The 24,164-nt window shown below is 48.0% G+C and carries 17 protein-coding genes and 1 pseudogene; 9 read left to right on the forward strand and 9 right to left on the reverse strand.

Going from position 1 to position 24,164, the window contains the following annotated elements; genetic code table 11:
• Nucleotides 1-205: 205 nt before the first annotated feature.
• A complete protein-coding gene (locus Q320_RS0102075; RefSeq protein WP_027467630.1) occupies nucleotides 206-1,837 on the forward strand; it encodes a methyl-accepting chemotaxis protein in 1,632 nt (543 codons plus the stop codon).
• Between the two features lie 66 nt (nucleotides 1,838-1,903).
• A complete protein-coding gene (gene putA / locus Q320_RS0102080; RefSeq protein ID WP_051534388.1) occupies nucleotides 1,904-5,404 on the forward strand; it encodes a bifunctional proline dehydrogenase/L-glutamate gamma-semialdehyde dehydrogenase PutA in 3,501 nt (1,166 codons plus the stop codon).
• A gap of 75 nt (nucleotides 5,405-5,479) precedes the next feature.
• On the opposite strand, the gene Q320_RS0102085 is transcribed toward putA, so the two are convergent.
• The 6 genes from Q320_RS0102085 to ppsA all read right to left on the reverse strand — a co-directional run bounded on the left by Q320_RS0102085 (nucleotide 5,480) and on the right by ppsA (nucleotide 13,365).
• Nucleotides 5,480-6,211, reverse strand: a complete 732-nt coding sequence (locus tag Q320_RS0102085) for an ABC transporter ATP-binding protein (RefSeq protein WP_027467632.1) — start codon at nucleotides 6,209-6,211, stop codon at nucleotides 5,480-5,482.
• Entirely contained in the window at nucleotides 6,208-6,993 is a 786-nt protein-coding gene (locus tag Q320_RS0102090) for an ABC transporter ATP-binding protein (RefSeq protein WP_245590950.1), read from the reverse strand. The genes Q320_RS0102085 and Q320_RS0102090 overlap by 4 nt, the downstream gene beginning before the upstream one ends.
• Nucleotides 6,986-8,155 (reverse strand): ABC transporter permease subunit, encoded by a 1,170-nt coding sequence (locus tag Q320_RS0102095; RefSeq protein WP_051534389.1) that lies wholly within the window; start codon nucleotides 8,153-8,155, stop codon nucleotides 6,986-6,988. The genes Q320_RS0102090 and Q320_RS0102095 overlap by 8 nt, the downstream gene beginning before the upstream one ends.
• Before the next feature lie 14 nt (nucleotides 8,156-8,169).
• A complete protein-coding gene (locus Q320_RS0102100; RefSeq protein ID WP_027467635.1) occupies nucleotides 8,170-9,099 on the reverse strand; it encodes a branched-chain amino acid ABC transporter permease in 930 nt (309 codons plus the stop codon).
• A gap of 403 nt (nucleotides 9,100-9,502) precedes the next feature.
• Complete coding sequence (locus Q320_RS0102105) at nucleotides 9,503-10,705, reverse strand: aspartate aminotransferase family protein (protein ID WP_027467636.1); 1,203 nt, start codon at nucleotides 10,703-10,705, stop codon at nucleotides 9,503-9,505.
• A gap of 284 nt (nucleotides 10,706-10,989) precedes the next feature.
• The gene (ppsA, locus tag Q320_RS0102110; protein WP_027467637.1) at nucleotides 10,990-13,365 is read right to left on the reverse strand and encodes a phosphoenolpyruvate synthase; all 2,376 of its coding nucleotides are present in this window, start codon (nucleotides 13,363-13,365) and stop codon (nucleotides 10,990-10,992) included.
• A gap of 159 nt (nucleotides 13,366-13,524) precedes the next feature.
• On the opposite strand from ppsA, the gene ppsR reads away from it, so the two are divergent.
• From ppsR to ypfJ, 7 genes and pseudogenes are all read left to right on the forward strand, one after another.
• Nucleotides 13,525-14,343, forward strand: a complete 819-nt coding sequence (ppsR, locus tag Q320_RS0102115; RefSeq protein ID WP_027467638.1) for a posphoenolpyruvate synthetase regulatory kinase/phosphorylase PpsR — start codon at nucleotides 13,525-13,527, stop codon at nucleotides 14,341-14,343.
• 316 nt (nucleotides 14,344-14,659) lie between these two features.
• Nucleotides 14,660-15,379, forward strand: a complete 720-nt coding sequence (gene minC, locus Q320_RS0102120; RefSeq protein WP_035851702.1) for a septum site-determining protein MinC — start codon at nucleotides 14,660-14,662, stop codon at nucleotides 15,377-15,379.
• 36 nt (nucleotides 15,380-15,415) lie between these two features.
• Nucleotides 15,416-16,225, forward strand: a complete 810-nt coding sequence (minD, locus tag Q320_RS0102125; RefSeq protein WP_027467640.1) for a septum site-determining protein MinD — start codon at nucleotides 15,416-15,418, stop codon at nucleotides 16,223-16,225.
• A gap of 3 nt (nucleotides 16,226-16,228) precedes the next feature.
• Nucleotides 16,229-16,492, forward strand: coding sequence for a cell division topological specificity factor MinE (gene minE, locus Q320_RS0102130; RefSeq protein WP_027467641.1), 264 nt, complete (start codon nucleotides 16,229-16,231; stop codon nucleotides 16,490-16,492).
• 168 nt (nucleotides 16,493-16,660) lie between these two features.
• Nucleotides 16,661-17,476: pseudogene (map, locus tag Q320_RS0102135) on the forward strand (type I methionyl aminopeptidase); the annotation flags it as partial.
• Nucleotides 17,477-17,712: 236 nt separating this feature from the next.
• Nucleotides 17,713-20,277, forward strand: coding sequence for a [protein-PII] uridylyltransferase (locus Q320_RS0102140; RefSeq protein WP_035851704.1), 2,565 nt, complete (start codon nucleotides 17,713-17,715; stop codon nucleotides 20,275-20,277).
• A 22-nt stretch (nucleotides 20,278-20,299) separates the two neighbouring features.
• Nucleotides 20,300-21,169 carry a KPN_02809 family neutral zinc metallopeptidase gene (ypfJ, locus tag Q320_RS0102145; protein WP_027467644.1) on the forward strand — a complete coding sequence of 290 codons (870 nt, stop codon included), beginning with the start codon at nucleotides 20,300-20,302 and terminating at the stop codon, nucleotides 21,167-21,169.
• A 249-nt stretch (nucleotides 21,170-21,418) separates the two neighbouring features.
• Here ypfJ and trhO read toward each other — a convergent pair whose 3' ends face one another.
• From trhO to Q320_RS0102160, 3 genes are all read right to left on the reverse strand, one after another.
• Nucleotides 21,419-22,372 (reverse strand): oxygen-dependent tRNA uridine(34) hydroxylase TrhO, encoded by a 954-nt coding sequence (gene trhO, locus Q320_RS0102150; RefSeq protein WP_035851706.1) that lies wholly within the window; start codon nucleotides 22,370-22,372, stop codon nucleotides 21,419-21,421.
• A 113-nt stretch (nucleotides 22,373-22,485) separates the two neighbouring features.
• Nucleotides 22,486-23,187, reverse strand: coding sequence for a hypothetical protein (locus tag Q320_RS18085; protein ID WP_051534390.1), 702 nt, complete (start codon nucleotides 23,185-23,187; stop codon nucleotides 22,486-22,488).
• On the reverse strand, nucleotides 23,184-24,116 hold the full coding sequence (locus Q320_RS0102160; RefSeq protein ID WP_027467646.1) for a HipA domain-containing protein: 933 nt from the start codon (nucleotides 24,114-24,116) through the stop codon (nucleotides 23,184-23,186). The genes Q320_RS18085 and Q320_RS0102160 overlap by 4 nt, the downstream gene beginning before the upstream one ends.
• Nucleotides 24,117-24,164 lie beyond the last annotated feature (48 nt).

The raw sequence follows: 24,164 nt of genomic DNA on the forward strand, positions 1-24,164 counted from the left end.
TTAACTCACTGATATAAAAAATATTTTTCCAATTTCGGCTAAAGCACAAGCGAAAGGCAAGCCATTTCTATCCTCGTTAAAGCGTGCCGAATCAATCTAACGGTTGTTTCACAATGCGCGGCGCAGCTTGCGCCTCAAACCGAACCTTGCATCTTGATATTCACTAGACTACGTTAAAGTTTTACATACCTTGAGAACTACAATCATGCTAAAAAATATGAGTGTAGGGGCAAAAATCATTCTTGGCTTTGCGCTATTAATCATACTGCTCGTATTTGTCGGCATTATCGGTTTAGTCGGCCTTCACCAGCAGCACGCCGTGGCGAGCCAATTACTACATATCAATCTGCAATATGGCGTCCATCTCATTGAAGCCCGCAAGCAAGTCGGTGATTTACGCCGCTTTGAAAAAGACATGCTTCTTAACTTTAGCGAGCCCGAAAAAGTCGCTGAATACAACGAAAAATGGCAAAAAGCACTCGACCTAACTCAAGCGGAGTTAGCTGAGGCAAAAAAACTCGCCACCCCTGAACAAGTCAGCAAACTAGACAGTCTCGTGGGCAATATCTCAGCCTACAGCAAAGGCGAAGCCAGTATCTTAGCCGATATCAAAGCGAATAAATTCACAACTTCACAAGATCTAAATAAAGAATTCTCCAAGTTCAAAGAACCAATTCGGGCCATGTCCGACACGCTAAGTGAACTTTCCGAAGCAGCACTCAAAGATGTCAGCGGTATTGACGAGCAAATCGATACCATCAAATCACAAAAAACCAGCACCACCATCACACTAATGATCGTCGCCGTACTCGCTGGCATTGCGTGCGCCACACTGATTTATCAAAGCATCCGTCACCCCTTAGCCAATATGCAAAACACCATCGGTGAGATTGATCGCACAGGTCGCATTGGCATGCGCTTGCCGATTGAAAACAACGATGAAATCGGCAAAACCTCTCTTGCCATGAATCAGCTACTCGGCAATATGTGCGATGTCATCGGCACAGCCAATCGCTGCTCCAACGATCTAGTGCAATCGGCACATGAACTCACCCATGCCGCCAATCAAGTAAGCAGTGCTTCGAGCATGCAATCGGAAGCCTCATCCGCCACCGCCGCCGCGATTGAAGAAATGTCGGTCAGCGTGCATTTAATTTCTGATAACTCACATCAACTCGAAGAAGAAACTCGCCTTGCGGCCAGCACCGCAGTCGATGGCACCGCCATCGCCAAGCGCACGACAGTACAAATCCAAAAAATTGCTGATTCAATCAACAAATCCAATGAACTTATCGGCCAACTCAACCACCGCTCGGATGAAATCGGTAGCATTGTCATGGTGATTAAAGATATTGCTGATCAAACCAATTTGCTCGCACTCAATGCGGCAATTGAAGCGGCTCGTGCGGGTGATTTAGGGCGCGGGTTTGCTGTTGTTGCCGATGAAGTTCGAAAACTCGCTGAACGAACCACACAGGCGACCATCGAAATCACCAGTAAAATTCAAGCCGTGCAGCACGACACTAGCGTTGCCGCTAAAGGCATGTTTGAAGCCAGTAGCCTCGTAGATACTGGCGTGCGCAGCACTCATGAAGTCGCCGAAGCACTCCATCAGATTGAAAATCTTTCTCAACGTAATGTCGAGCACATTGCCAGCATTAGCAGTGCCATTTTGGAACAAAGTAGCGCCAGTCAAGAAATTGCACGCAATGTAGAGCGCATCGCCCAAGCTGGCGAGGAAAATAGCAGCGCAGCGCAAAGCGCTTGCGAATTATCCGAGCGGCTCAACCGTCTCGCCAGTCAGCTAGATACTACAATCCAGACGTTCAAAATCTAATCACCATTGCGATCTGCTCTTGCAGATCGCAAATCCGCTGATTGACACCTTCTATTGAGCACGTGCATGCACCGCGATTATTCAGCCCATTCTGCATCTCCACCATCGCTGGAGCGTATTTTTAGCCAGCGTTACCGCAATGAAACCGAACTTGCCAGAGAGCTATCCCAAACCCTTCAAATCAGCAGCGACGATCAACTCCGTGCCGATGCACTCGCACGCATCATTACCGAACGACTGCGACTAGAGCGGATAAATCAATCAGGGCTAGATGCCATTCTCGCTGAATTTCCTCTAAGTAGTAGCGAAGGAAAAGCACTACTCAACTTAGCCGAAGCGCTGTTACGCATTCCCGATCAAGGCAACGCCAATCAATTGCTACGTGAACAGCTGCATGCTGCAAATTGGTTAGCCCACCGTGGGCACAGCCCTTCTTGGCAAGTTAATCTTGCTGCATGGGGGTTGAGCCTTGCTGACAGCATCAGCAACTCATCGGGCAAGCCCATAGCCAGAGAAATCATCAAACAGGCGATAGGCTGGCTGGGACAGCATTTCATTATTGCGGAAAATATCGAACAGGCAGTCAAACAAACCCAGACACAATTTTTATATTCTTACGATATATTAGGCGAAGCGGCGCTCTCGACATTTGACAGCGATGGCTATTTTGCCAAGTACACACAGGCGATTCACCATATCGGCCAGCTCAACCAAGGGGCTGGCGTGCGCTTTGGCGCTGGCGTTTCCATCAAACTTTCCGCACTGCACCCACGCTTTGAACACGCACAACAACAGCGCCTCAATAGCGAACTTTACCCACGACTACTTGAACTGGCTTTATTAGCCAAGCAATATGATATAGGCCTAACCATTGATGCAGAAGAGTGTGAACGGCTTGAAATTACGCTCAGACTATTTGGCCGCCTTGCCTTTGACAATAAACTCGGTGAATGGGCCGGTCTAGGGATTGCAGTGCAAGCCTATCAAAAACGCGCTTTAAGTGTGATCCAATGGCTCTGTCAATTGAGCTTGCACCGCCCTTTGGTGGTGCGCCTAGTCAAAGGCGCGTACTGGGATAGCGAAATCAAATGGGCTCAGCATGCTGCGCTAGTCGACTATCCTGTTTTCACTCATAAATCACATACTGATCTAAGTTATCTGGCCTGTGCCCAAACCCTACTACACGCAGAACATCGCATTTACCCTCAATTTGCAACGCACAATCCATTTACGCTCAGCTTGGTGCATCAAATGGCGGGCGAGAGAGATTGCGAATTTCAAGGGCTATTTGGCATGGGAGAAGCGCTCTATAGCCTAATCGATGAATTGGGTGTAAATCGCCCCTGTCGAATTTACGCGCCGATTGGCGAGCAAGCTGCTTTACTACCTTATTTGATCCGGCGATTTTTAGAAAACGGGGCAAATACCTCGTTTGTGCATCAATTACTCAGCCCAGAAAAACAAACTCATTTAACTTGGCCAACAACACAAAATAGCCCCGCCTATCCTAAGCCCAATAAATTAACACCCAGCTACGAGACGCCTAGCCATTTTGACTGGACTCATCAACCCGATCTGACGCACTTTCAAGACATCAGTAATGAATATAAAAATCACAGCCTGCTCGCGCTACCAATGATAGGCCATGGTTTACCCGAGTTATATGAACATAAAAAAAGCTTCAATCCAGCCGATCAACGCCATTGTATTGGTTTGATCAATGAAGGAGGCTTAACAGACATTGAAAAAGCCCTCAGCACCGCAATCGATGCTCAAGCGCTCTGGGCCACCACCAGTGTCATCGAACGAGCCGCATTACTGGAAAAAACAGCCGAATATTTGCTTGAACACCGCATTGAATTAATGACAATTTTGATCCACGAGGCAGGTAAGACCTTGGACAACGCACAAAATGAAGTGCGTGAAGCGATTGATTTCTGCCGCTATTATGCCCAAGAAGCCCGTCAGCAATGGCAGCACAGCAATCCCAAAGCACTCGGCGTGGTCGTTGCGATTAGCCCATGGAATTTCCCGCTCGCAATCTATGTGGGTCAAATTGCCTGCGGCTTAATTGCAGGCAATGCCGTCGTCGCCAAACCAGCACCAGAAACGCCTTTGGTCGCGATGCTAGCCACGCGCTGTTTTTACAAAGCGGGATTCTCTCGACATATTTTGCAATTCATTCCGGGCGGGGCAGCCGCTGGCGCCGCATTATTACTCGATCGCCGTTGCAACGGTGTTCTATTTACTGGCGCATTGCAAACCGCACAAAAAATCAGCCACGACATTCAACTCGCCGGCGGCAATAAAGCATTCATCAGTGAAACCGGTAGCGTGAACTGCATGCTAGTGGATAGCTCGGCACAAATAGATCAAGTCTGCAAAGACGTACTCACTTCGGCCTTTGATAGCACCGGTCAGCGCTGCTCCGCACTGCGGATTTTATGGGTACAAGAAGAGATCGCAGACGAAACCGTACAACGAATCAAGCGGGCAATGGCCGAATTAAAAGTTGGGAATCCGGCGCAATTGCGCACCGATATTGGCCCTGTGATTAGCCAGATTGCTGCCAACAAGATCAATCAAGCCATTCGCCAATACCATCACTGTGCAATTTATCAAACACCGCTAAGCGATGATTTGAGCTACGGCTTTTTTATTTCACCCACGCTGATCGAATTGGGCGAAAAAGATCCACTCCCCGCAGAGATTTTTGGCCCAGTGCTCTTTGTGAAGCGCTTCAAAATGGCTCAATTAGATCAAACCATCCAAGCGATTAATCAACTCGACACAGGGCTCACGCTAGGTATTCAGTCTCGCCTTACCGCTACCGTTGATCGCTTAATTGCGGGTACACGAATAGGAAATTACTACATTAATCGCACGCAAATTGGCGCAATTGTCGCCAGCCAGCCATTTGGTGGAACAGGTAACGCTGGGAGCGGACCGAAAACGGGCGGACCATGGTCGATTTGGGCTGCCACTCAAGATGGCGACCCTTGCCAAGCCCATGAAGTACAAACTAGCCAATGCTTAAACGATCTAACACAACTACTTGCCCAATGGGATAACGCAACGGCTGCGTCACTAAAAGCACAGTTGGACGACGTCGCCCAGCGCACGCCGATAGGCTGCAGCATCACACTACCCAGCATCACGGGTGAAAGCAACACACTCAATTATCGCGGCTTAGGGCGAATAGCCTGCCTTGCCGACGAACCCGCCAGCCTATTTGAATTAATCAGTGTCGCGCTGCTCACTGGCAATATTCCTGTCATCCGCTATCTGCCGAATCCATGGCGTGAAGCATTAAAACACCACGAAATTGAAATCAGGCCGAACTTTAATCTAGAGCAGATCGATGGCATTCTTTGCCAGCAACGCGAAAAACGTCCTTATGCAATCAGCTTGCTAACCCCCATCATCACACCGCTCAGCAATGGCCAATGGCCTTTATTTCGCCTCGTTAGCGAATACACCATCACGACCAACACCGCAGCGATGGGCGGTGATCTGCCGCTAATTTGTGATGCCAATGGGTATGCAGATGCAACCATTGATAAATAAAGTCTACAGCGCAATACATAAAGCCCCAAGCAAGCTTGGGGCTTTATTAAACATGCGAACTTTAAGCCTAAGAGCTTACTCGCCCAGATACGCTTGCTGTACTTTCTCGTTCGCTAACAAAGCCTTAGCATCATCGCTAAAAGTGACTTTGCCTGATTCCATCACATAGCCACGATTGGCGGTTTGCAAAGCCAACTTGGCATTTTGTTCAACCAGCAACATCGTCACGCCTTCAGCAGCCACCATGCGGATGATTTCAAAAATCTTCTGCACAATAATCGGTGCCAAACCCATTGATGGCTCATCGAGCAACAGCAATTTCGGACGACTCATCAACGCGCGACCCATCGCCACCATTTGCTGCTCGCCACCGGATAAAGTTCCTGCCAACTGTTTGAAACGCTCTTTCACGCGTGGAAACAATTGATACACGCGCGCCAGATCGTTCGCGATTTCGGCTTTATCATTGCGCCAATACGCGCCCATCAATAGGTTTTCTTCAACCGTCAAACGGCCAAAAATCCCGCGCCCTTCTGGCACCATGACCAAACCGTGACGCACATAATCGTGCGGCTCGAGCTTTGCAGTCGATTGCCCTTTAAATAAGATTTCGCCGCCCGCTGGCTTAACCATGCCCATTAAAGTTTTCAGCGTCGTGGTTTTACCTGCGCCATTCGCGCCGATCAGCGCCACCAACTCGCCTTCTTTGACTTCAAGACTAATGCCTTTGACCGCATGAATCCCGCCGTAGGCGACTTTTAGATCATTGACTTGCAACAATGCTTTATTTGATGATGCGCTCGTCATTCTGGTGCCACTCCCAAATACGCTTCAATCACTTTTGGATCATTTTTCACTAGCTCAGGAATCCCTTCAGCAATTTTTTTGCCGTAATCGAGCACTGCAATTCGATCGCACAAACCCATCATCAATTTCACATCATGCTCAATCAATAAAATGGTTACGCCATCGTTGCGAATTTTTTCCATCAAGCGTTTCAAATCTTCGGTTTCTTTTGGATTCATCCCTGCAGCAGGCTCATCAAGAGCCAACAGTTGCGGGTTCGTCGCCAAAGCGCGCGCGATTTCTAAACGACGTTGATCACCATACGATAGATTGCGCGCCAATTCATAGGCACGATCCGCAATCCCAACATACTCCAGCAATGTCTCGGCTTTAAGTTGAATAGCCGCTTCTTCTGCGCGTGCTTTCGGAGGGCGAAACACAGCACCAATCACGCCAGTACTGGTACGCACATGCTGGCCGACCATTACGTTTTCGAGCGCTGTCATATTGGCAAAAAGACGAATATTTTGGAAGGTTCGCGCAATACCCGCTTCGACGACGATATTCGGTTTTTTGCGGAATAAATCTTTGCCATTAAAAGTAAACCGGCCTTCATCCGGCTGATACAAGCCCGTCAACACATTAAATAATGTCGTTTTGCCCGCGCCATTCGGGCCGATCAAGCCGTAAATTTCGCCTTTATTAATCGACAAACCAACACCCGACAAAGCATGCAAACCGCCAAAACGCTTATTAATGCCTTCAATAGATAATAAAACCTCAGTCCGTAACATCTCAGTCATGATTACGCTCCGCGTCTTGCAGACTATCTTTTTCTTGTAGCGAAATCGTCTTAGTTTTTGGTTTTAGCTCCGCACGGCGCTGCTTTGAAGGCCAGATCCCAGCAGGACGAACTAGCATCACAATAATCATCGCCAAACCAAAAATCAGCATCCGTAGGTTTTCTGGATCAACCACTTTGCGTCCCGCAATCGCCATTTGCACCGGATTAATCACATCGCGCAAAATTTCTGGCGTGATTGACACCAAAACCGCACCCAAAATCACGCCCGGAATATTACCCATGCCGCCCAGCACCACCATGGCCAAAACCATAATCGATTCCATCAAAGTAAACGATTCTGGTGACACAAAACCTTGGAAGCTGGCAAATAAAGCGCCGGCCACACCACCAAAACTCGCGCCCATTGCAAACGCCAATAGTTTCACATTGCGGGTGTTAATCCCCATTGCATTGGCAGCGATTTCATCTTCACGAATCGCCACCCAAGCACGGCCAATCCGCGAATTTTGTAGGCGTTTCGACACAAAAATAATCAAAAAGCACATTGCCAAAATTAGGTAGTAGTACAAATGAATTTTTTCGAAAACGATGCCGAAAAACTCAATCGGACGCCCCAAATCAAAGCCAGCAATCTGCACCGCAGGAATATTATTAATCCCCTGTGGGCCATTGGTGATGTTAACTGGACGGTCTAAATTGTTCATGAAAATACGAACGATTTCACCAAAACCCAAAGTTACAATCGCCAAATAATCGCCGCGCAATTTCAAAGTTGGCGAGCCCAGCAGTAGGCCAAACAAGCCTGCAACAAACGCTGCGATTAGCATCATCACCAAAAAATTAGGTCTAAATAACCATTCAGGAATAAAAGCCTGCAAATGCGGCGAGTTTAGCAAAGCGAAGGTATAAGCCCCCACCGCATAAAACGCGATATAGCCTAAATCAAGCAAGCCGGCATAGCCCACCACAATGTTGAGCCCCAAGGCCAACATAATGTAGAGCAAGGCAAAATCGATGGCGCGCAGCCATGAATTCCCGCTTTCAAAAAAGTAGCCCAAAGCCCAAGGCAAGATCGCTAACACCAGCGCCATACCCGCCAGCACCAGCGTGGTTTTTAAATTATTCGCGCGAAATTCGGCGCTATTGAATGCAATATTCATGATGTCCCCTACGCTTAAGCGCGTTCTGCAACGCGTTCACCCATCAAGCCTGATGGACGGAACACCAGTACCAAAATAAGTACCACGAAAGCCAAAATATCTTTGTAATGACTACCGAGCACGCCGCCCGTTAAATCACCCAAATAACCAGCCCCCAAACTTTCAATCACGCCCAAGAGCAAGCCGCCCAAGACAGCGCCACCCAAATTACCAATCCCGCCCAGTACTGCGGCAGTGAAGGCTTTCAAGCCGATCATAAAGCCCATATAGGCATGCGCTTGATCGTAATTGGCGGCCACCATCACGCCAGCCACAGCACCGAGTGCCGAGCCAATCACAAACGTCATCGAAATAATGTGATTCACATTCACACCCATCAATTTCGCTACATCCGGATTTTGTGCCGTAGCACGCATCGCGCGGCCCATTTTGGTTTTTTCAATCAGGAAATACATGCCCGCCATTAACAATAAGGTCAAAACGATAATCGCAATTTGCACATCAGTAATCGATGCGCCACCAATATTGTGGACTTCAGACGGCAGAATCGCCGGAAATGGGCGATAGTTACGACCCCAAATCAGCATCGCCAGCTGTTGCAACACAATCGACACCCCGATTGCCGTAATCAACGGCGCTAAACGCGGCGCGCGGCGCAATGGTCGGTAAGCCACTTTTTCAATCGTGTAACCCAAGAGCATAGACACAGGAATTGCCATCATCAAACCGACCAGCAAGATCATCGGCCCCGACAATTGCATGTTTTGCCCAAGCAATAGATTGATACAAGTAATCGTCACCATCGCACCGATCATCACCACTTCGCCGTGGGCAAAGTTGATCAACTGCATAATGCCGTACACCATCGTGTAACCCAGCGCGATGAGCGCATAAATGCTACCAATCACCAGGCCATTAATAATTTGTTGCAGAAAAATATCCACTGGAGACTCCGTCCTTAAAAGGCTATTTGTACAACGAGGTCAAATAGACCCGCTGTTTTATAAAGTTCATGCTACGTTGCGTGGCATATCAGTTAGTGCCAAATATTACCGTAACAGTTTGGATAAGGTGAAAATTACCCGTTTGCTGTGGTGTGGAATACTGTGTTTTTCCCTAACGCATTTTTCTTACAACTCATTACTATTTTTTTAATCATGAAACTATAACCAAAGCAACTGCATAGCGGCACTTAATAATCTAGGTATTTAAATGCAGGCTTTATTATTCATAGGCCACAGCTCAATACATCGCTTAGCTTATTTTTCATTCAGATAAAATCAGTTTGTGAAATACAAAAAAACCCGCCATCTAGGCGGGTTTGAAAAACAGGAATACAAACTAAATTTAAGCAACAAACTGTGCGATTGCCGCCTCAAAGCGTGCCAAACCGGTATTAATCTCGTCATCTGTAATCACCAACGATGGCGCAAAGCGCACCACATTCGGCCCAGCCATTAAGACCATCAAACCATTTTGCGCGGCCAAGCCCAAAATATCTTTAGCGCGATCCTTATATTGCTCAGTCAAAACCGCACCAATTAACAAGCCCAAGCCACGTACTTGGCTAAACACATGATATTTGGCGTTAATCGCAGCAATACCCTCAAGGAACTGCGCGTGCTTAGCTCTCACACCCGCCAAGGTTTCTGGTGTATTGATCACATCCAATACCGCGCCCGCCACTGCACACGCCAATGGGTTACCACCGTAGGTCGTACCGTGCGTACCCGCCACCAAGTGCTTGGCAATATCGGCAGTCGTCAGCATCGCGCCAATCGGGAAACCACCACCTAGACTCTTCGCGCTAGTCAAAATATCTGGCACGACGCCGTATTCTTGGTATGCAAACAAACTACCTGAACGACCCATGCCGGTTTGCACTTCATCAAAAATCAAGAAGGCATTGTGTTGGGTGCAAAGCTCACGTACACCTTGCAAAAAGGCCGCGTCAGCTGGTAATACGCCGCCTTCACCTTGAATCGGCTCGATAATCACGCACGCCGTGTCGTCATCAATCAGAGCTTTAAGTGCTTCGAGATTATTGTATTCAAAATACTCAATGCCAGTCGGCTTCGGACCGAAACCATCTGAATACTTCGGCTGTCCACCAACGGTTACTGTAAAAAATGTCCGACCATGAAAACTATTCAGCGTCGAAAGCACTTTATGCTTTTGCTCACCAAAGCGCTCAATTGCGGCCCGGCGCGCTAATTTAAGCGCAGCTTCATTCGCTTCTGCGCCTGAATTGCAAAAAAACACTTTATCGGCAAAAGTCGCAGCCACCAGTTTTTGCGCCAATTCTAATGCTGGCTCATTGGTGAACACATTCGACACATGCCACAATTTATTCGCTTGCGCAGTTAAAGCGCCAACCAAAGCCGGATGGCAATGGCCCAAAGAATTCACCGCAATTCCGCCAGCAAAATCGATATATTCTTTTCCTTCCTGATCCCAAACACGACTTGCCTCGCCGCGCACCGGAACGAAAGCAGCAGGCGCATAGTTCGGCACCATATATTGGTCAAAAGCAGCACGGCTTAAAGGCATGAGAGTTTTCCTTTGATAATTAAATCAGCGATCGATATTAATGCAAACGCTTCTTAGCACAGCGCAATGCCAGAGAAAATATGGCGGAGCGATGCGGCTTAGAAGTACGTTTAGCTTTGAGCTGATGATAAACCAAGAGTCTACTTGCTGACACATTAGGACTAACCCTTTTCGCTAAAAACATTGTTCTTTGCTGAGAACAATACCCAACATTCAAACAATTAAACTTAAATAACAAAAAAGCCCAATCAACGACTGGGCTTTTTGTTAAATGAAAGCTAAAACTACTCAGCTTTTCCGCCTCGCGCCAAGAACAACCACGTCTCAATGACGGTATCGGGGTTCAGCGAAATCGTTTCAATACCTTCTTCCACCAACCACTGCGCAAAATCAGGATGATCCGATGGGCCTTGACCACAAATGCCTACATATTTCCCCAGCTTGCGACACGCTTTGATCGACATTGACAACATCGCTTTGACCGCTTCATTACGCTCATCAAAGCTTGTTGAAACCGGGCCGCCCGAATCGCGATCAATCCCCAAAGTCAGCTGCGTCATATCATTCGAGCCAATCGAGAAACCATCAAAATATTGCAAGAATTGCTCAGCCAATACCGCATTGGCAGGGATTTCGCACATCATAATGACGCGCAAACCATTTTCGCCGCGTTTTAAGCCGTTGCGCTCGAGCAATTCAATGACGCATTCAGCTTCTTTTAAAGTACGTACGAAAGGAATCATCACTTCGATATTGGTCAAGCCCATCACGTCGCGGACTTTTTTCACGGCGCGGCATTCAAGCTCAAAACAATCGCGAAACGATTTATCCACATAGCGCGCCGCGCCACGGAAACCAATCATTGGATTTTCTTCATGCGGCTCGTATTCAGCACCACCAAGCAAATTGGCGTATTCATTCGATTTGAAATCAGACAAACGCACAATGACTTTTTTCGGATAAAACGCCGCACCCAAAGTGGCAATGCCTTCAGCAATTTTATCGATATAAAAATCAATGGCCGAACGATAACCCGCGATGCGCTCTTCGACTTGCGATTTGAGTGGTTCGGCCAGATTTGGGTACGCCAGCAGCGCTTTCGGATGAATCCCGATCATGCGGTTGATAATGAATTCCAAACGCGCCAAGCCGACGCCTTCATTGGGCAATTGGCAGAAATCAAAAGCCAACTCAGGATTGCCGACATTCATCATAATTTTAACCGGTGCGGCAGGCAGCGTTTGCAGCGCAACATCGAGCCGCTCAAACTTGAGCAAGCCTTCATACACAAACCCAGCGTCGCCCTCAGAGCACGACACGGTCACCTCATCGCCTTCACGCAGCATTTGCGTTGCATCGCCGCAACCGACGACCGCGGGAATACCCAGCTCACGCGCAATAATCGCTGCGTGGCAGGTTCGGCCACCGCGATTAGTGACAATCGCCGCCGCGCGTTTCATGACAGGTTCCCAATCTGGATCAGTCATATCCGACACCAACACGTCTCCAGCTTGCACGCGATCCATTTCCGACACATCGCGAATAATCCGTACCTTGCCTTGGCCAATTTTCTGACCAATCGCGCGACCTTCGGTCATGATGCGGCTGGTTTCTAGCATGCGAAATTTGGTGAGCTTATCCGAGCCAAATTCTTGCGATTTCACCGTTTCTGGCCGCGCTTGCAAGATATACAACTTGCCATCAATGCCATCACGCCCCCATTCCACATCCATTGGGCGGCCGTAGTGTTGCTCGATAATCACTGCGTAGCGCGCTAATTCCTCGACTTCGGCATCGGTGATCGAGAACTGATGGCGATCTTCTTTGGATACCGCGACCGTTTTAACCGATTTACCAGCCACAGATTCAACATCAAATTCCATCTTCAATGCTTTACCGCCCAAGTGACGACGCACAATCGCTGGGCGACCTGCGGCCAGTGTTGGCTTGTGCACAAAAAACTCATCGGGATTCACTGCGCCTTGTACCACCGTCTCGCCCAGACCATACGAAGCGGTGACAAACACCACCTGATCGAAACCCGATTCGGTATCAATGGTGAAGAGTACCCCCGCCGCGCCCTTGTCCGACCTGACCATCCGCTGTATACCCGCCGATAGTGCGACGATTTTATGATCGAAACCTTTATGTACGCGATACGCAATCGCGCGGTCGTTATACAGCGACGCAAATACCTGCTTCATTGCATCGACGACGTTTTGGTAACCAACGATATTCAAAAACGTCTCTTGCTGGCCTGCAAATGACGCGTCAGGCAAATCCTCAGCAGTGGCCGATGAGCGCACCGCAACGGTGACGTCATCACCCAAATTCGCATAATGCTCGGCCATCTCAAGCTCAAGCTGAGCAGGCAATGGTGTTGCCATAATCCAATCACGAATTTGCTTACCGACGACAGCGAGTTGCTTCACATCATCGACATCTAATGTACTTAAAATCGTATCAATACGTTCAGCCAAACCGCTTTGCGCCAGAAAAATACGATAAGCCTCAGCGGAGGTCGCAAAACCACCCGGCACTCGAACACCTTTTTCGGTCAACTGCGAAATCATTTCGCCTAAAGAAGCATTTTTCCCGCCCACTTTTTCTACGTCATGCATGCGTAGCTGAGCGAAATCGAGTACGTATTTTTCAGTCATCTGCTTGGCCCTTATTTGTTTAAATGCTGCATTGCAAAATTTTCTTTTCCAGTTTAGCTTTTTAGATGCAGAAGCCAAGTCGGGAATTACCTTAACAGGACTTACCTTTACTGGTTTTCCTGCGCATTGCGCGGTATTCTAAAAACAACAGGGGGAACTATGCGCCGCACTGCTTTTTTTATTTCAGATCGAACAGGAATTACCGCCGAAATCCTCGGCCATTCATTGCTATCGCAATTTGAAGACGTCGACTTTAATCGGATCACACTACCGTTTGTCGATACGATTGCCAAAGCCGATCAAGTCGCGTTGGATATCCGCCGCCATGCGGTCGTTGATGGCTGTCGACCTTTGGTGTTTAGTACGATTGTTGACCCGATTTTGCGTAAACGCATCTTGGTTGAAGATGCGCTGACCATTGATTTTTTGGAAAAATTTATCGGCCCAATCGAAGAGGAGCTTGGAGTTGAATCAACGCATACCGTGGGTCGCTCTCACTCCATCGGTAATTTCGAAGAATACAAAAATCGCATTGATGCAGTGAATTTTTCAATCAATCACGACGATGGCATCATGCCGCGCGATTTAGCCGAGGCTGATTTGATTTTGGTGGGTGTGTCTCGCTCAGGCAAAACCCCCACCTGCCTTTATCTCGCGTTGCAATTTGGTATCAAAGCCGCCAATTACCCGCTCACACCAGAAGATTTTGGCCAGCACACTCTGCCAAGATTATTACTCCCCTATCGCAACAAACTCTTTGGCCTAACGATAGATCCTGTGCGTTTGCAGCAAATTCGCGAAGAACGCAAGCCCGACAGCCGCTATTGCGCGCTCGAAACCTGTCAATTTGAAGTCGCCGAAGCCGAAGCTTTGCTACGCCATGTAGGGGTGCCCTATTTGAATGCAACCAAAATGTCGATTGAAGAATTATCGACCACCATCATGCATCGCACGGGTATCAAGCGCCGCACTTACTAACAAGTAAATACATTTCAACTGAGTGATTTATCACCACACCACCATCATGAATAGATACTGGCACCAAGCGTCGCACCCTACTAACGAGTAAGTACATCTCAGCTAAAAGACTCATCACCACAATCATGAAGGGGTACTGGCATCAAACGCTGCACGGACCAAGCCCCATATACAAACTCTTGTCACGATAAGCCATTAAAACCTGCGATTTAGGCTGTTTTTCTGCAAAAAAATCGCTTACAGGTAAACACAGCTTCCTAGCATTGCGCTGAGACGGTAAACTGCGTTTTTACGCCGTTGTGACGCCACTATTTATATGACCAGCTTTGCTTATACCGATGATTCGGTGAATGTATTTGAGTTCAAAAGTACCAGCACCAAACTCACCGCCTTCGTGCCGACAACGCTAGAGCCAGAAAAACTCATTCTTGCATTGCAAAATCAGCTCGGCGATGGCGAACACTTCCTGTCTGATGAACAAATTGCACTCGATTTTAGCCAGCTCGCCAGCATTCCATCGGCGATTGAAATCGTCGCTCTCATTAGTTTATTGCGCCAATTTCATTTGTATCCGGTAGTGGCACAAGGCGGCAATATCGATCAGCAAGTCGCCGCCAAAGAAGCAGGCCTCGTCGTTTTGCTCGATAGTGGCATCACACCCGCTGCCGCACCCGTAGCTGAACCCGTGGCAGCACCGAGCGCGATGATTATTGATCGTCCAGTTCGCACCGGTCAGCAGGTCTACGCTAAAGGCTGCGATTTAATCGTACTGGCCTTGGTATCACACGGCGCAGAAGTGATTGCCGACGGCAATATTCATGTCTACGCCCCCTTACGTGGCCGCGCCCTTGCTGGTGCTCGTGGCGATACCAGCGCGCGAATTTTCACCACCTGCATGGAAGCTGAACTTGTTTCAGTCGCTGGGGTCTATCGCTCGCTCGACGAAGACTTGCCAACGTCTATCGCAGGCAAGCCCAGTCAAATTTTCCTCGATCAGGACAAGCTCGTGATCGAAGCGTTACAACAAACCAATTAAATCGCACACTAAATTCAATTATCCCAGGGGAACTCTGTGGCAAAAATCGTAGTAGTAACATCAGGCAAAGGTGGCGTTGGCAAAACGACAACTAGCGCCAGCTTTGCTTCCGGCTTGGCTTTGCGCGGCTTCAAAACTGCCGTTATCGACTTTGACGTGGGCCTGCGTAATCTTGATTTAATCATGGGTTGCGAGCGCCGCGTCGTATATGACTTTGTCAATGTCATCCAAGGCGAAGCCAGCTTGCGCCAAGCACTGATTAAAGACAAAAACTGCGACAATCTGTTTGTGCTGCCCGCCTCGCAAACACGCGATAAAGATGCGCTATCAAAAGAAGGCGTGGAAAAAGTACTCAAAGAACTTGAGCACGACGGCTTTGATTACATCATTTGCGACAGTCCAGCGGGTATCGAAACGGGCGCATTCTTGGCACTTTACTACGCCGACGAAGCGATTGTCGTCACCAATCCTGAAGTCTCATCCGTACGTGATTCAGACCGCATCATCGGCATTTTGGATGCAAAATCCAAACGCGCTGAAGACGGCGGCTCAGTTAAAACGCATTTGTTGATTACACGTTACAGCCCGGCGCGTGTTGAAAGCGGCGAAATGCTATCGCTCGACGACGTACAGCATTTGCTACGCATTTCATTGATCGGGATTATTCCAGAATCGGAAGCGGTTTTGCAGGCATCTAATGCCGGTATGCCAGCGATCCACAATGCGGGCACCGATGTGTCGGAAGCCTACAAAGACGTGGTTGCGCGCTTCTTAGGTGAAGACAAGCCGATGCGCTTTATTGAAGTACCAAAGGCACCGTTCTGGAAACGGTTGTTTGGGGGTTAAGCGATGTCGATTCTGAGCTACTTTTTTGGCGAAAAGAAAAAAACCGCCAACGTTGCGCGCGAGCGTTTGCAAATTATTTTGGCGCATGAACGCAGCAGCCATAACACCACACCGGATTATTTGCCGCAGCTGCAACGTGAATTATTAGAAGTCATTTCTAAATACGTCGCGATCAATCCAGAAGACATTCAAATTCAACTGGAACGCAAAGACGATTTTGAAGTACTTGAACTCAATATCGTTCTGCCAGAGCACCACAAGCGTTAATTATTACGACGCTTCATAGTAAGACCTCTAAGGGTTCAGCCAATGGCTGAGCCCTTTTTGTATTGCGCCATCCAACGCAAGAACAGGCTGTGCGCCGTATGCAATGTTATACTGATTACACATTAATATTGACCAGAAGAAGCTGCGGCTTCTCTACAGCACGTAAAGGCTCGTATGACTATCACCATTAAAACTGCCGAAGAAATTGAAAAAATGCGCGTTGCTGGCCGTCTAGGCAGCGAAGTGCTCGACTACATCACGCCATTTATCAAACCAGGTGTGACGACCGAAGAAATCGATCGCCTTTGCCACGAGTATATGATTAATGTGCAGGGTACTATCCCAGCCCCCTTGAACTACTGCCCTCCTGGCTATATACCCTACCCAAAATCAATCTGCACCTCAGTCAACAATGTGATTTGTCACGGTATTCCAAACGAGAAACCACTTAAAAATGGCGACGTGGTCAATCTGGATATTACCGTCATCAAAGACGGTTACCACGGCGACAATAGCCGCATGTATCTGGTCGGCGACAATGTTGCAACCCACGCCAAACGCCTGTCGCAAGTGACATTTGATTGCATGTGGATTGGGATCGACCAAGTGAAAGCCGGTGCGCGTTTAGGCGATATTGGCGCGGCGATTCAAAAATACGCCGAAAAAGCCGGTTATTCAGTCGTACGTGAATTCTGTGGCCACGGCATTGGCGCCGTATTTCACGAAGAGCCACAAGTATTGCATTACGGCAAAGCTGGGACTGGCGTTGAACTCAAAGCAGGGATGATTTTCACAATTGAACCGATGATTAACGCGGGTAAACGCGAAATCAAACAAATGAGCGATGGTTGGACGATCGTCACCAAAGATCGCAGTCTGTCGGCACAATGGGAGCATACGATACTCGTCACCGAAACGGGCTACGAGGTATTGACCGTATCCGCAGGCACCCCGCCACGCCCAGAGAAATACCTACTCGCATAATACACACGCCCTCGTTTGAGGGCGTTTTTAAATCTAAAGATTAAAAACGATTGGATCACGAAAGATACGAAAAAAAGCCGAAAAAAAGCAAAAAAACCCCGTAGGAAACCCAAAAAAGCGCTGCCCAAATGAATTAATGATTTGTTTGTTTTTTTGCCTTTTTTTCGTGCCTTTCGTGTTACGACTTTTTTCGTGTCTTTCGTGATCCCGCCTTTTTGCAGTTGGAGTTTGCCGCCATGCGCTCGGTTAGTGCCATTCGTGAATCCTATGCCAGCGCCAAGATCGCGCTGCGTGATCGTTTTGATGTTCCCACTAAGGCTGCGCCTTTATTGAATGCGCTGGCGCATTTAACCGACAAAACCTTGGCAGAGCTATGGGAACGCCACGAATTCACGCCCGATGTATTGCTCTGTGCGGTAGGTGGCTATGGGCGTGGTGAGCTATACCCCTATTCCGACATTGATCTGCTGATGTTACTGCCTGATCAGCCCAGCCCAGCACTTCTAGAAAAGCTGGAAGTACTCATCGGTGAGCTGTGGGATATTGGCCTTGAAGTCGGCCACTCGGTGCGCACGACGACCGATTGCTTGTATGAAGCCGAGCGAGACATTACCGTACAAACAGCGCTATTAGAAACGCGGGTTTTATCCGGCGACAAGCAGCGCTTTAACGAGTTTATGGACACCGTCCATCGGCATATTGATCCCAAAGAATTCTTCGAAGCCAAGCTGATTGAGCAGCAATCACGCTACGGCCGTTTTCAAAATGCAACGTATAAACTCGAACCGAATATCAAGGAAGCGCCCGGCGGCTTGCGCGACCTGCATTTAATCGGCTGGATTGCCGCCAGCCAGCGCCTTGGCCGTGATTGGCATTCGCTTGCCGCGCTCGGCATTTTAACTTTTGAAGAAAACAGCAAACTCTGCGAAGCCGAACGCGTGCTACGCACCTATCGCATCGCGCTGCATTGGCGCGCCAAACGCCGCGAAGATCGGATTTTATTCGACTATCAACACGCGCTCGCCAAAGATTTTGGCTTTGACGACCTTTCTACGGCAGGCCGGATTACGCAGCGCGCCTCTGAGGCGCTGATGGCCGAGTATTACTTGGCGGCGCGAATTATCACGCAGCTGGTTCCCGTCTTGGTGCATGCGCTGCGGCAGCGGATTTATTCGTACCTGAGCAATACCACGCCGGTGAACGACGATTTTTATATTCGTGACGGCCTGCTGGCAATTCATGACCCCGAATTATTTAACAAAAATCCATCGGCGATTTTGGCGCTGTTTTTGCACTTAGAACAACGCCGCGAAGCGACCGATATCGCGCCCGAAACACTGCGCGCACTGTGGCATGCACGCGAACTCATTAATGATGAATTTCTAGAAAATCCGCACAATAGACAGCTTTTTATCGCGCTATTTCGCGAACCGCGCGGCTTGACGCGCATTTTGCGCCGCATGAATCAATATGGCGTATTAGGCCGTTACATCCCCGAATTTGGCGATATTGTGGGCCGCATGCAGCATGATTTATTTCACGTTTATACCGTCGACGAGCATATTTTGATGGTGCTACGCAATATGCGCCGCTTTGCTGTACCGGCGTTTACGCATGAATATCCGCTGTGCTCCAAGCTGATCGAAGAATTTAAACATCCTGAAGTGCTGTATTTGGCGGCGCTGTTTCACGATATCGGCAAGGGGCGTGGCGGCGATCACTCGCAAATTGGCGAAAATATCACACGAGACTGGTGCAGCAAGCATCCACTGCCAGTGGAAGACACTGATTTAATCGTTTGGCTGGTACGCCATCATTTAACCATGTCATCCGTCGCGCAAAAACAAGACGTTTACGATCCTGATGTCATTACCGAGTTTGCCGAGCTCGTCGGCGATGTGCGCCATTTGAACGCGCTGTATTTACTCACAGTGGCCGATATTCGCGGCACCAGCCCGAAAGTATGGAATGCGTGGAAAGCCAAACTCCTCGAAGATTTGTTTAAAGCGACCCAGCGTTTTCTGAACCGCGAAAGCGGTCATTCATGGTTGAGTGAACGACAAGAAGAAGCACTAAGACTATTGCGTTTGTACGGCCTGCGTAACGATGCGCACGATGAATTTTGGGCGCTGCTCGACACTGTCTACTTCCTACGCCACGACGCGCGCGATATTGCATGGCATACCCGCATGCTGTTTAATCGCACGCACAGTGAAGAAACCGTGGTGCGCGCCAAATTGTCCGAATCGGGCGAAGGCCTACAAGTCGTGATTTACGGCCCCGATCAAGCCGATTTATTCGTACAAATTTGTAGCTTTTTTGAGCGCGCGGGTTATTCCATCTTCGACGCACAAATTCATACGACACACCACGGCTATGCACTCGACACCTTTTATGTGTTCATTCCCGACAGCCTGCACGCCTCGTATCGCGACTTAATTAATTATGTTGAGTACGAGTTGAGCGAACGAATTAATCAGAAAAAGCCAATCCAAGCCGCCGCCTGTGGCCGTTTATCGCGCCAACAAAAACACTTCCCGATCAAAACACACGTCCAAATTCGCCCAGATGATAAAGGCAAGTATTCGGTGCTCTCAGTCGTTACCGGCGACCGACCCGGTCTACTTTCCACCATCGCCCGCATTTTGGCCGCCAATCGCATCGAGATTCAATCGGCCAAAATTATGACGCTGGGCGAGCGCGCTGAAGATAATTTCTTAATCTCGGGCCGCGTACTGAATGATGAAAAAGTCGTTTTACAATTAGAAAATGAGTTGCTACAAGCTTTAACTCAAAAATAAACCAAGCCACAAGGAGAGCATAATGCGTTGGGATAAAATGCCGGAAGACCATAGCAATGTTGAAGATCGTCGCGCCAGTGGTGGCTCAAGTCGGCGTGGCGGTGGCAAGCTTAGTCTCGCGGGCATCGCCATCGTCGTTGTGATTGGCTTAGTGATGGGAAAAAACCCCGTCGAAATTCTCGGCATGGTCATGCAATGGCCTGAAGGCAGCGCGCCTACCCAGCAAGCCGGCCCCGTCAATACCGCCACCGACAACGATCAAGTCAAATCGCAAGCCGTGAAAACGCTCACCGACACCCAAGACACTTGGACTACTATTTTTGCGCAATCAGGCGAAAAATATCAGCAACCGAAAATGGTGTTGTTCCGCAATGGCGTGCAAACCGCCTGCGGCAGCGCCACCTCGGCCGTCGGCCCCTTCTACTGCCCGGGCGATAGCAAGGTGTACCTCGACTTAGGCTTTTTTGATGAAATGCACAAAAAGCTCGGCGCACCAGGCGACTTTGCGCAAGCCTATGTGATCGCGCATGAAGTCGGCCATCACATTCAAAATCTAACAGGCATTTCCGGCCAAGTGCATCAAAAACAACAGCAGCTTTCCAAAGCAAAAGGCAATGAACTCTCGGTGCGGCTCGAATTACAAGCCGATTGCTACGCTGGCGTTTGGGGATATTACGCAGCCAAAAAAGGCTTGGTAGAAACGGGGGATATGGAAGAAGCGCTGAATGCCGCCAATGCGATTGGCGATGACACCTTGCAAAAAAACGCTGGCCACAGCGTGATGCCCGATTCTTTCACGCACGGCACGTCCGCTCAGCGCATGACTTGGTTTAAGCGCGGTATGGACAGCGGCAACCCACAAGAATGCGATACATTCAAGTCGGCTATCTAGGTATAGAGCGCTAGCCATTATTAGTAGATACTTAGAAAGCAATACCCCAACAAAAACCCCAGCAAATGCTGGGATTTTTTAAAACAAATCGATCACGAAAATCACGAACATAATTCAAAAAACACGAAATTTAAATCTCCGTAGGTCGGGTTTTAACCCGATTCCGCAATGCTGTCGGGTTGAAACCCGACCTACGTTTACAATCTATTTCGTGATTTTTGCCCTAACTCGCGCCGTTCGTGATCCTTATTATTTTTCAGACTTGCGCGGATTGCGGCCTAATGGGCTTGGTTCATTGCGTTTTTTGGCCAACTCGATTTGCTTTTGACGTTCCATCGCGCCACTACGGGTTTTTTCGCTCAGATTGTCATAGCAATGCGGGCAGCTTACGCCCGCCACATAATGCGGCGATTGTCTTTCTTCACTAGAAACGGGCTGACGACAAGCGTGGCACAGCTCGAAATCGCCCTCGGTCAAATCGTGGCGCACCGTCACACGGTTGTCGAACACAAAGCAATCGCCCTTCCACAAAGTGTCTTCTTGTGGTACTTCTTCGAGGTATTTCAAAATCCCACCTTTTAAGTGGTAAACCTCTTCAAACCCTTCACCCAGCATATAGCTTGATGCTTTCTCGCAGCGAATCCCGCCAGTACAAAACATTGCGACTTTTTTGTGGACTGCCGGATCGAAATGTTCTTTCACGTAGTCTGGGAATTCACGGAAAGTTTCGGTTTTCGGGTCAATTGCACGCTCGAACGTACCGATGGCTACTTCGTAATCATTGCGCGTGTCGATCACCAACACTTCAGGATCTGAAATAATCGCATTCCAATCTTTGGGCTCGATGTAGGTGCCGACTTTTTTATTTGGATCAACACCAGGCACGCCCAAAGTGACGATCTCTTTTTTGAGTTTTACTTTGGTACGCAAAAACGGCTGCTCGTCGCAATACGATTCTTTATGATCGACATTCACCAAGCGCGGATCAGAGCGCAGCCACGCCAACAGAGCATCAATCCCTGCCCGCGTTCCTGCTACTGTGCCGTTAATGCCTTCATCAGCTAGCAACAGCGTGCCGTGCACGTCTAAATCGGTCATCGTTTGTAAGAGCGGCTCGCGCAAAGCTTCATAATCGCTGAGCGTCACAAATTGATATAAAGCGGCAACGACAATACTGCCGTTCTGAGAGGCATTGTTCGACATCATTTCTCCAAGTGGTCGCCCACGTAAAGGGCGGACCGGAATATTTAAAAACCGCTAAATAAAAGATAGCCACATCTTGTGGCTATCAATCACAACCAAATTAGTATGTTTAATTATTCAATACGACAAAAAATATAAATTAATGGGCGCTCGGGCTTGCCATTTATCCTTTCAATCTCGCCAAAAATCACTCGACCGTCGCAAACGAGGGATGTAAACCATGGCAAAAATGCACGATTAACATAACCCAGCCTACCTTGCTTAGAAACAATCTGAACTGCATTTATATCAACCGTGTTTGCACAATCTACTTCAAAGGCAACGTTATCTCCAACTTGTGGAGTTAATTGCTCCAAGTCACTCTGATGCCGAAACCCCGCCACTTCAAGCAAAAGATCAATTGGCTGTGAAATAGAAGAAAAATCTGGGACAAAACTAAATGTATCAGAAGGTAATTTGCCCCCTGTATAACCCAACAAAGAAAAATCACTACCTGAAAAACTACTAGGCAAACGAAATTGCATTAAATAATTAGAAAAGTCTTCCCGTTTTCTAGGAGGCAGCCGTCGTGCTAAAGCATCCATCACACCAACATTATGAACGGGCTTTTCTAAACTAAATGCTGCATAGCCCTTAAAACCCTGTTTAATTGCAAAATTATAATCTTCTGTATCAATTAAATAATTAAAAATATATTCATCATTTGAGCGAACGACTTCAGCCACCACTCGACGTGTGCGTGGACGCTGGTCTTCCGAACATTGCCACGTTAATAACAAACGCTCAGGCTCATGTATATATTGTAAAAAATTCACTTTAAAATCTCTCTCATCCGCTCAAGGCGATAACTTAACAATTTTTTTATCCATTCAATTCTCAGCGGATCTAGCCTGTCCTTATCTGGCAACTCAAACGTCCCTAAGGCATTCATTATTTCCACAAACCGATCAAAATCAAAATTTGCTAATTTTGCAACAAAATAATCTTTTATTTCATTACGCGTAACTAAAACTTCAAACAGCACCATATGCGGCACACGAACCAAATTTTTCGGATTATCTCGCATATGGTGACAACCTTTATCAACATATACTCTCATCCTATCGCTCGGCCAATTTAAAACTCGATCAGGCCATCGGTCACTACCAAAACTAGTTCCATTATCGAACCAAGGAGCAAAACGAAAGTGATATTGCCCCAATTGAAGATCTGCAACATCAATCAAGAAGCCCCAATTATCTTGATGTCGATCTGAATTCCCGATTAAGGTATCAAGTAAGACCATATCAGCAATTCCCTTCCGCCAAATTTTTCCTACTGTTTCTCGACTAATTCTACAAGCGTCGCTCCAGTTATGCTGCCCGCCCTTCCTGCGATCAAATGTTTCATTTTCACGCTGAAAGATATGCCCTGCTGGATAAAACTCTGTAATGCCCTCCTGATAAAACCACTCAATTAAAGCTGCATATTGTTGTGTACTTTCATCGTAAGCAACAAAAGCAGGTGGCACTGAGATTTCCAGCATCAGTCCAATCTGATAGGCCAGAATCTCACCCCAAAATTGCTGAGGGTAACGTCTATCAGAGTGCTTAAATAAATAGTACCAATTCGGTTTTATTCCAACAAAGCACGGCTCATCTTGAGACAAAACCCTCTTTTTAGCTCTAGCACCTTCTGGATAAGCAAGTCCCCATTGCTCATCAGCTCGCCAAGTTCCTACCTGAATAACGTGTGGTTGCAGCAAATGGATCTACCAAGTATTTAATATAGATATTGAATCTTGCGGGATATT

Source organism: Deefgea rivuli DSM 18356, assembly GCF_000620145.1.
Classification (GTDB): Bacteria; Pseudomonadota; Gammaproteobacteria; order Burkholderiales; family Chitinibacteraceae; genus Deefgea; species Deefgea rivuli.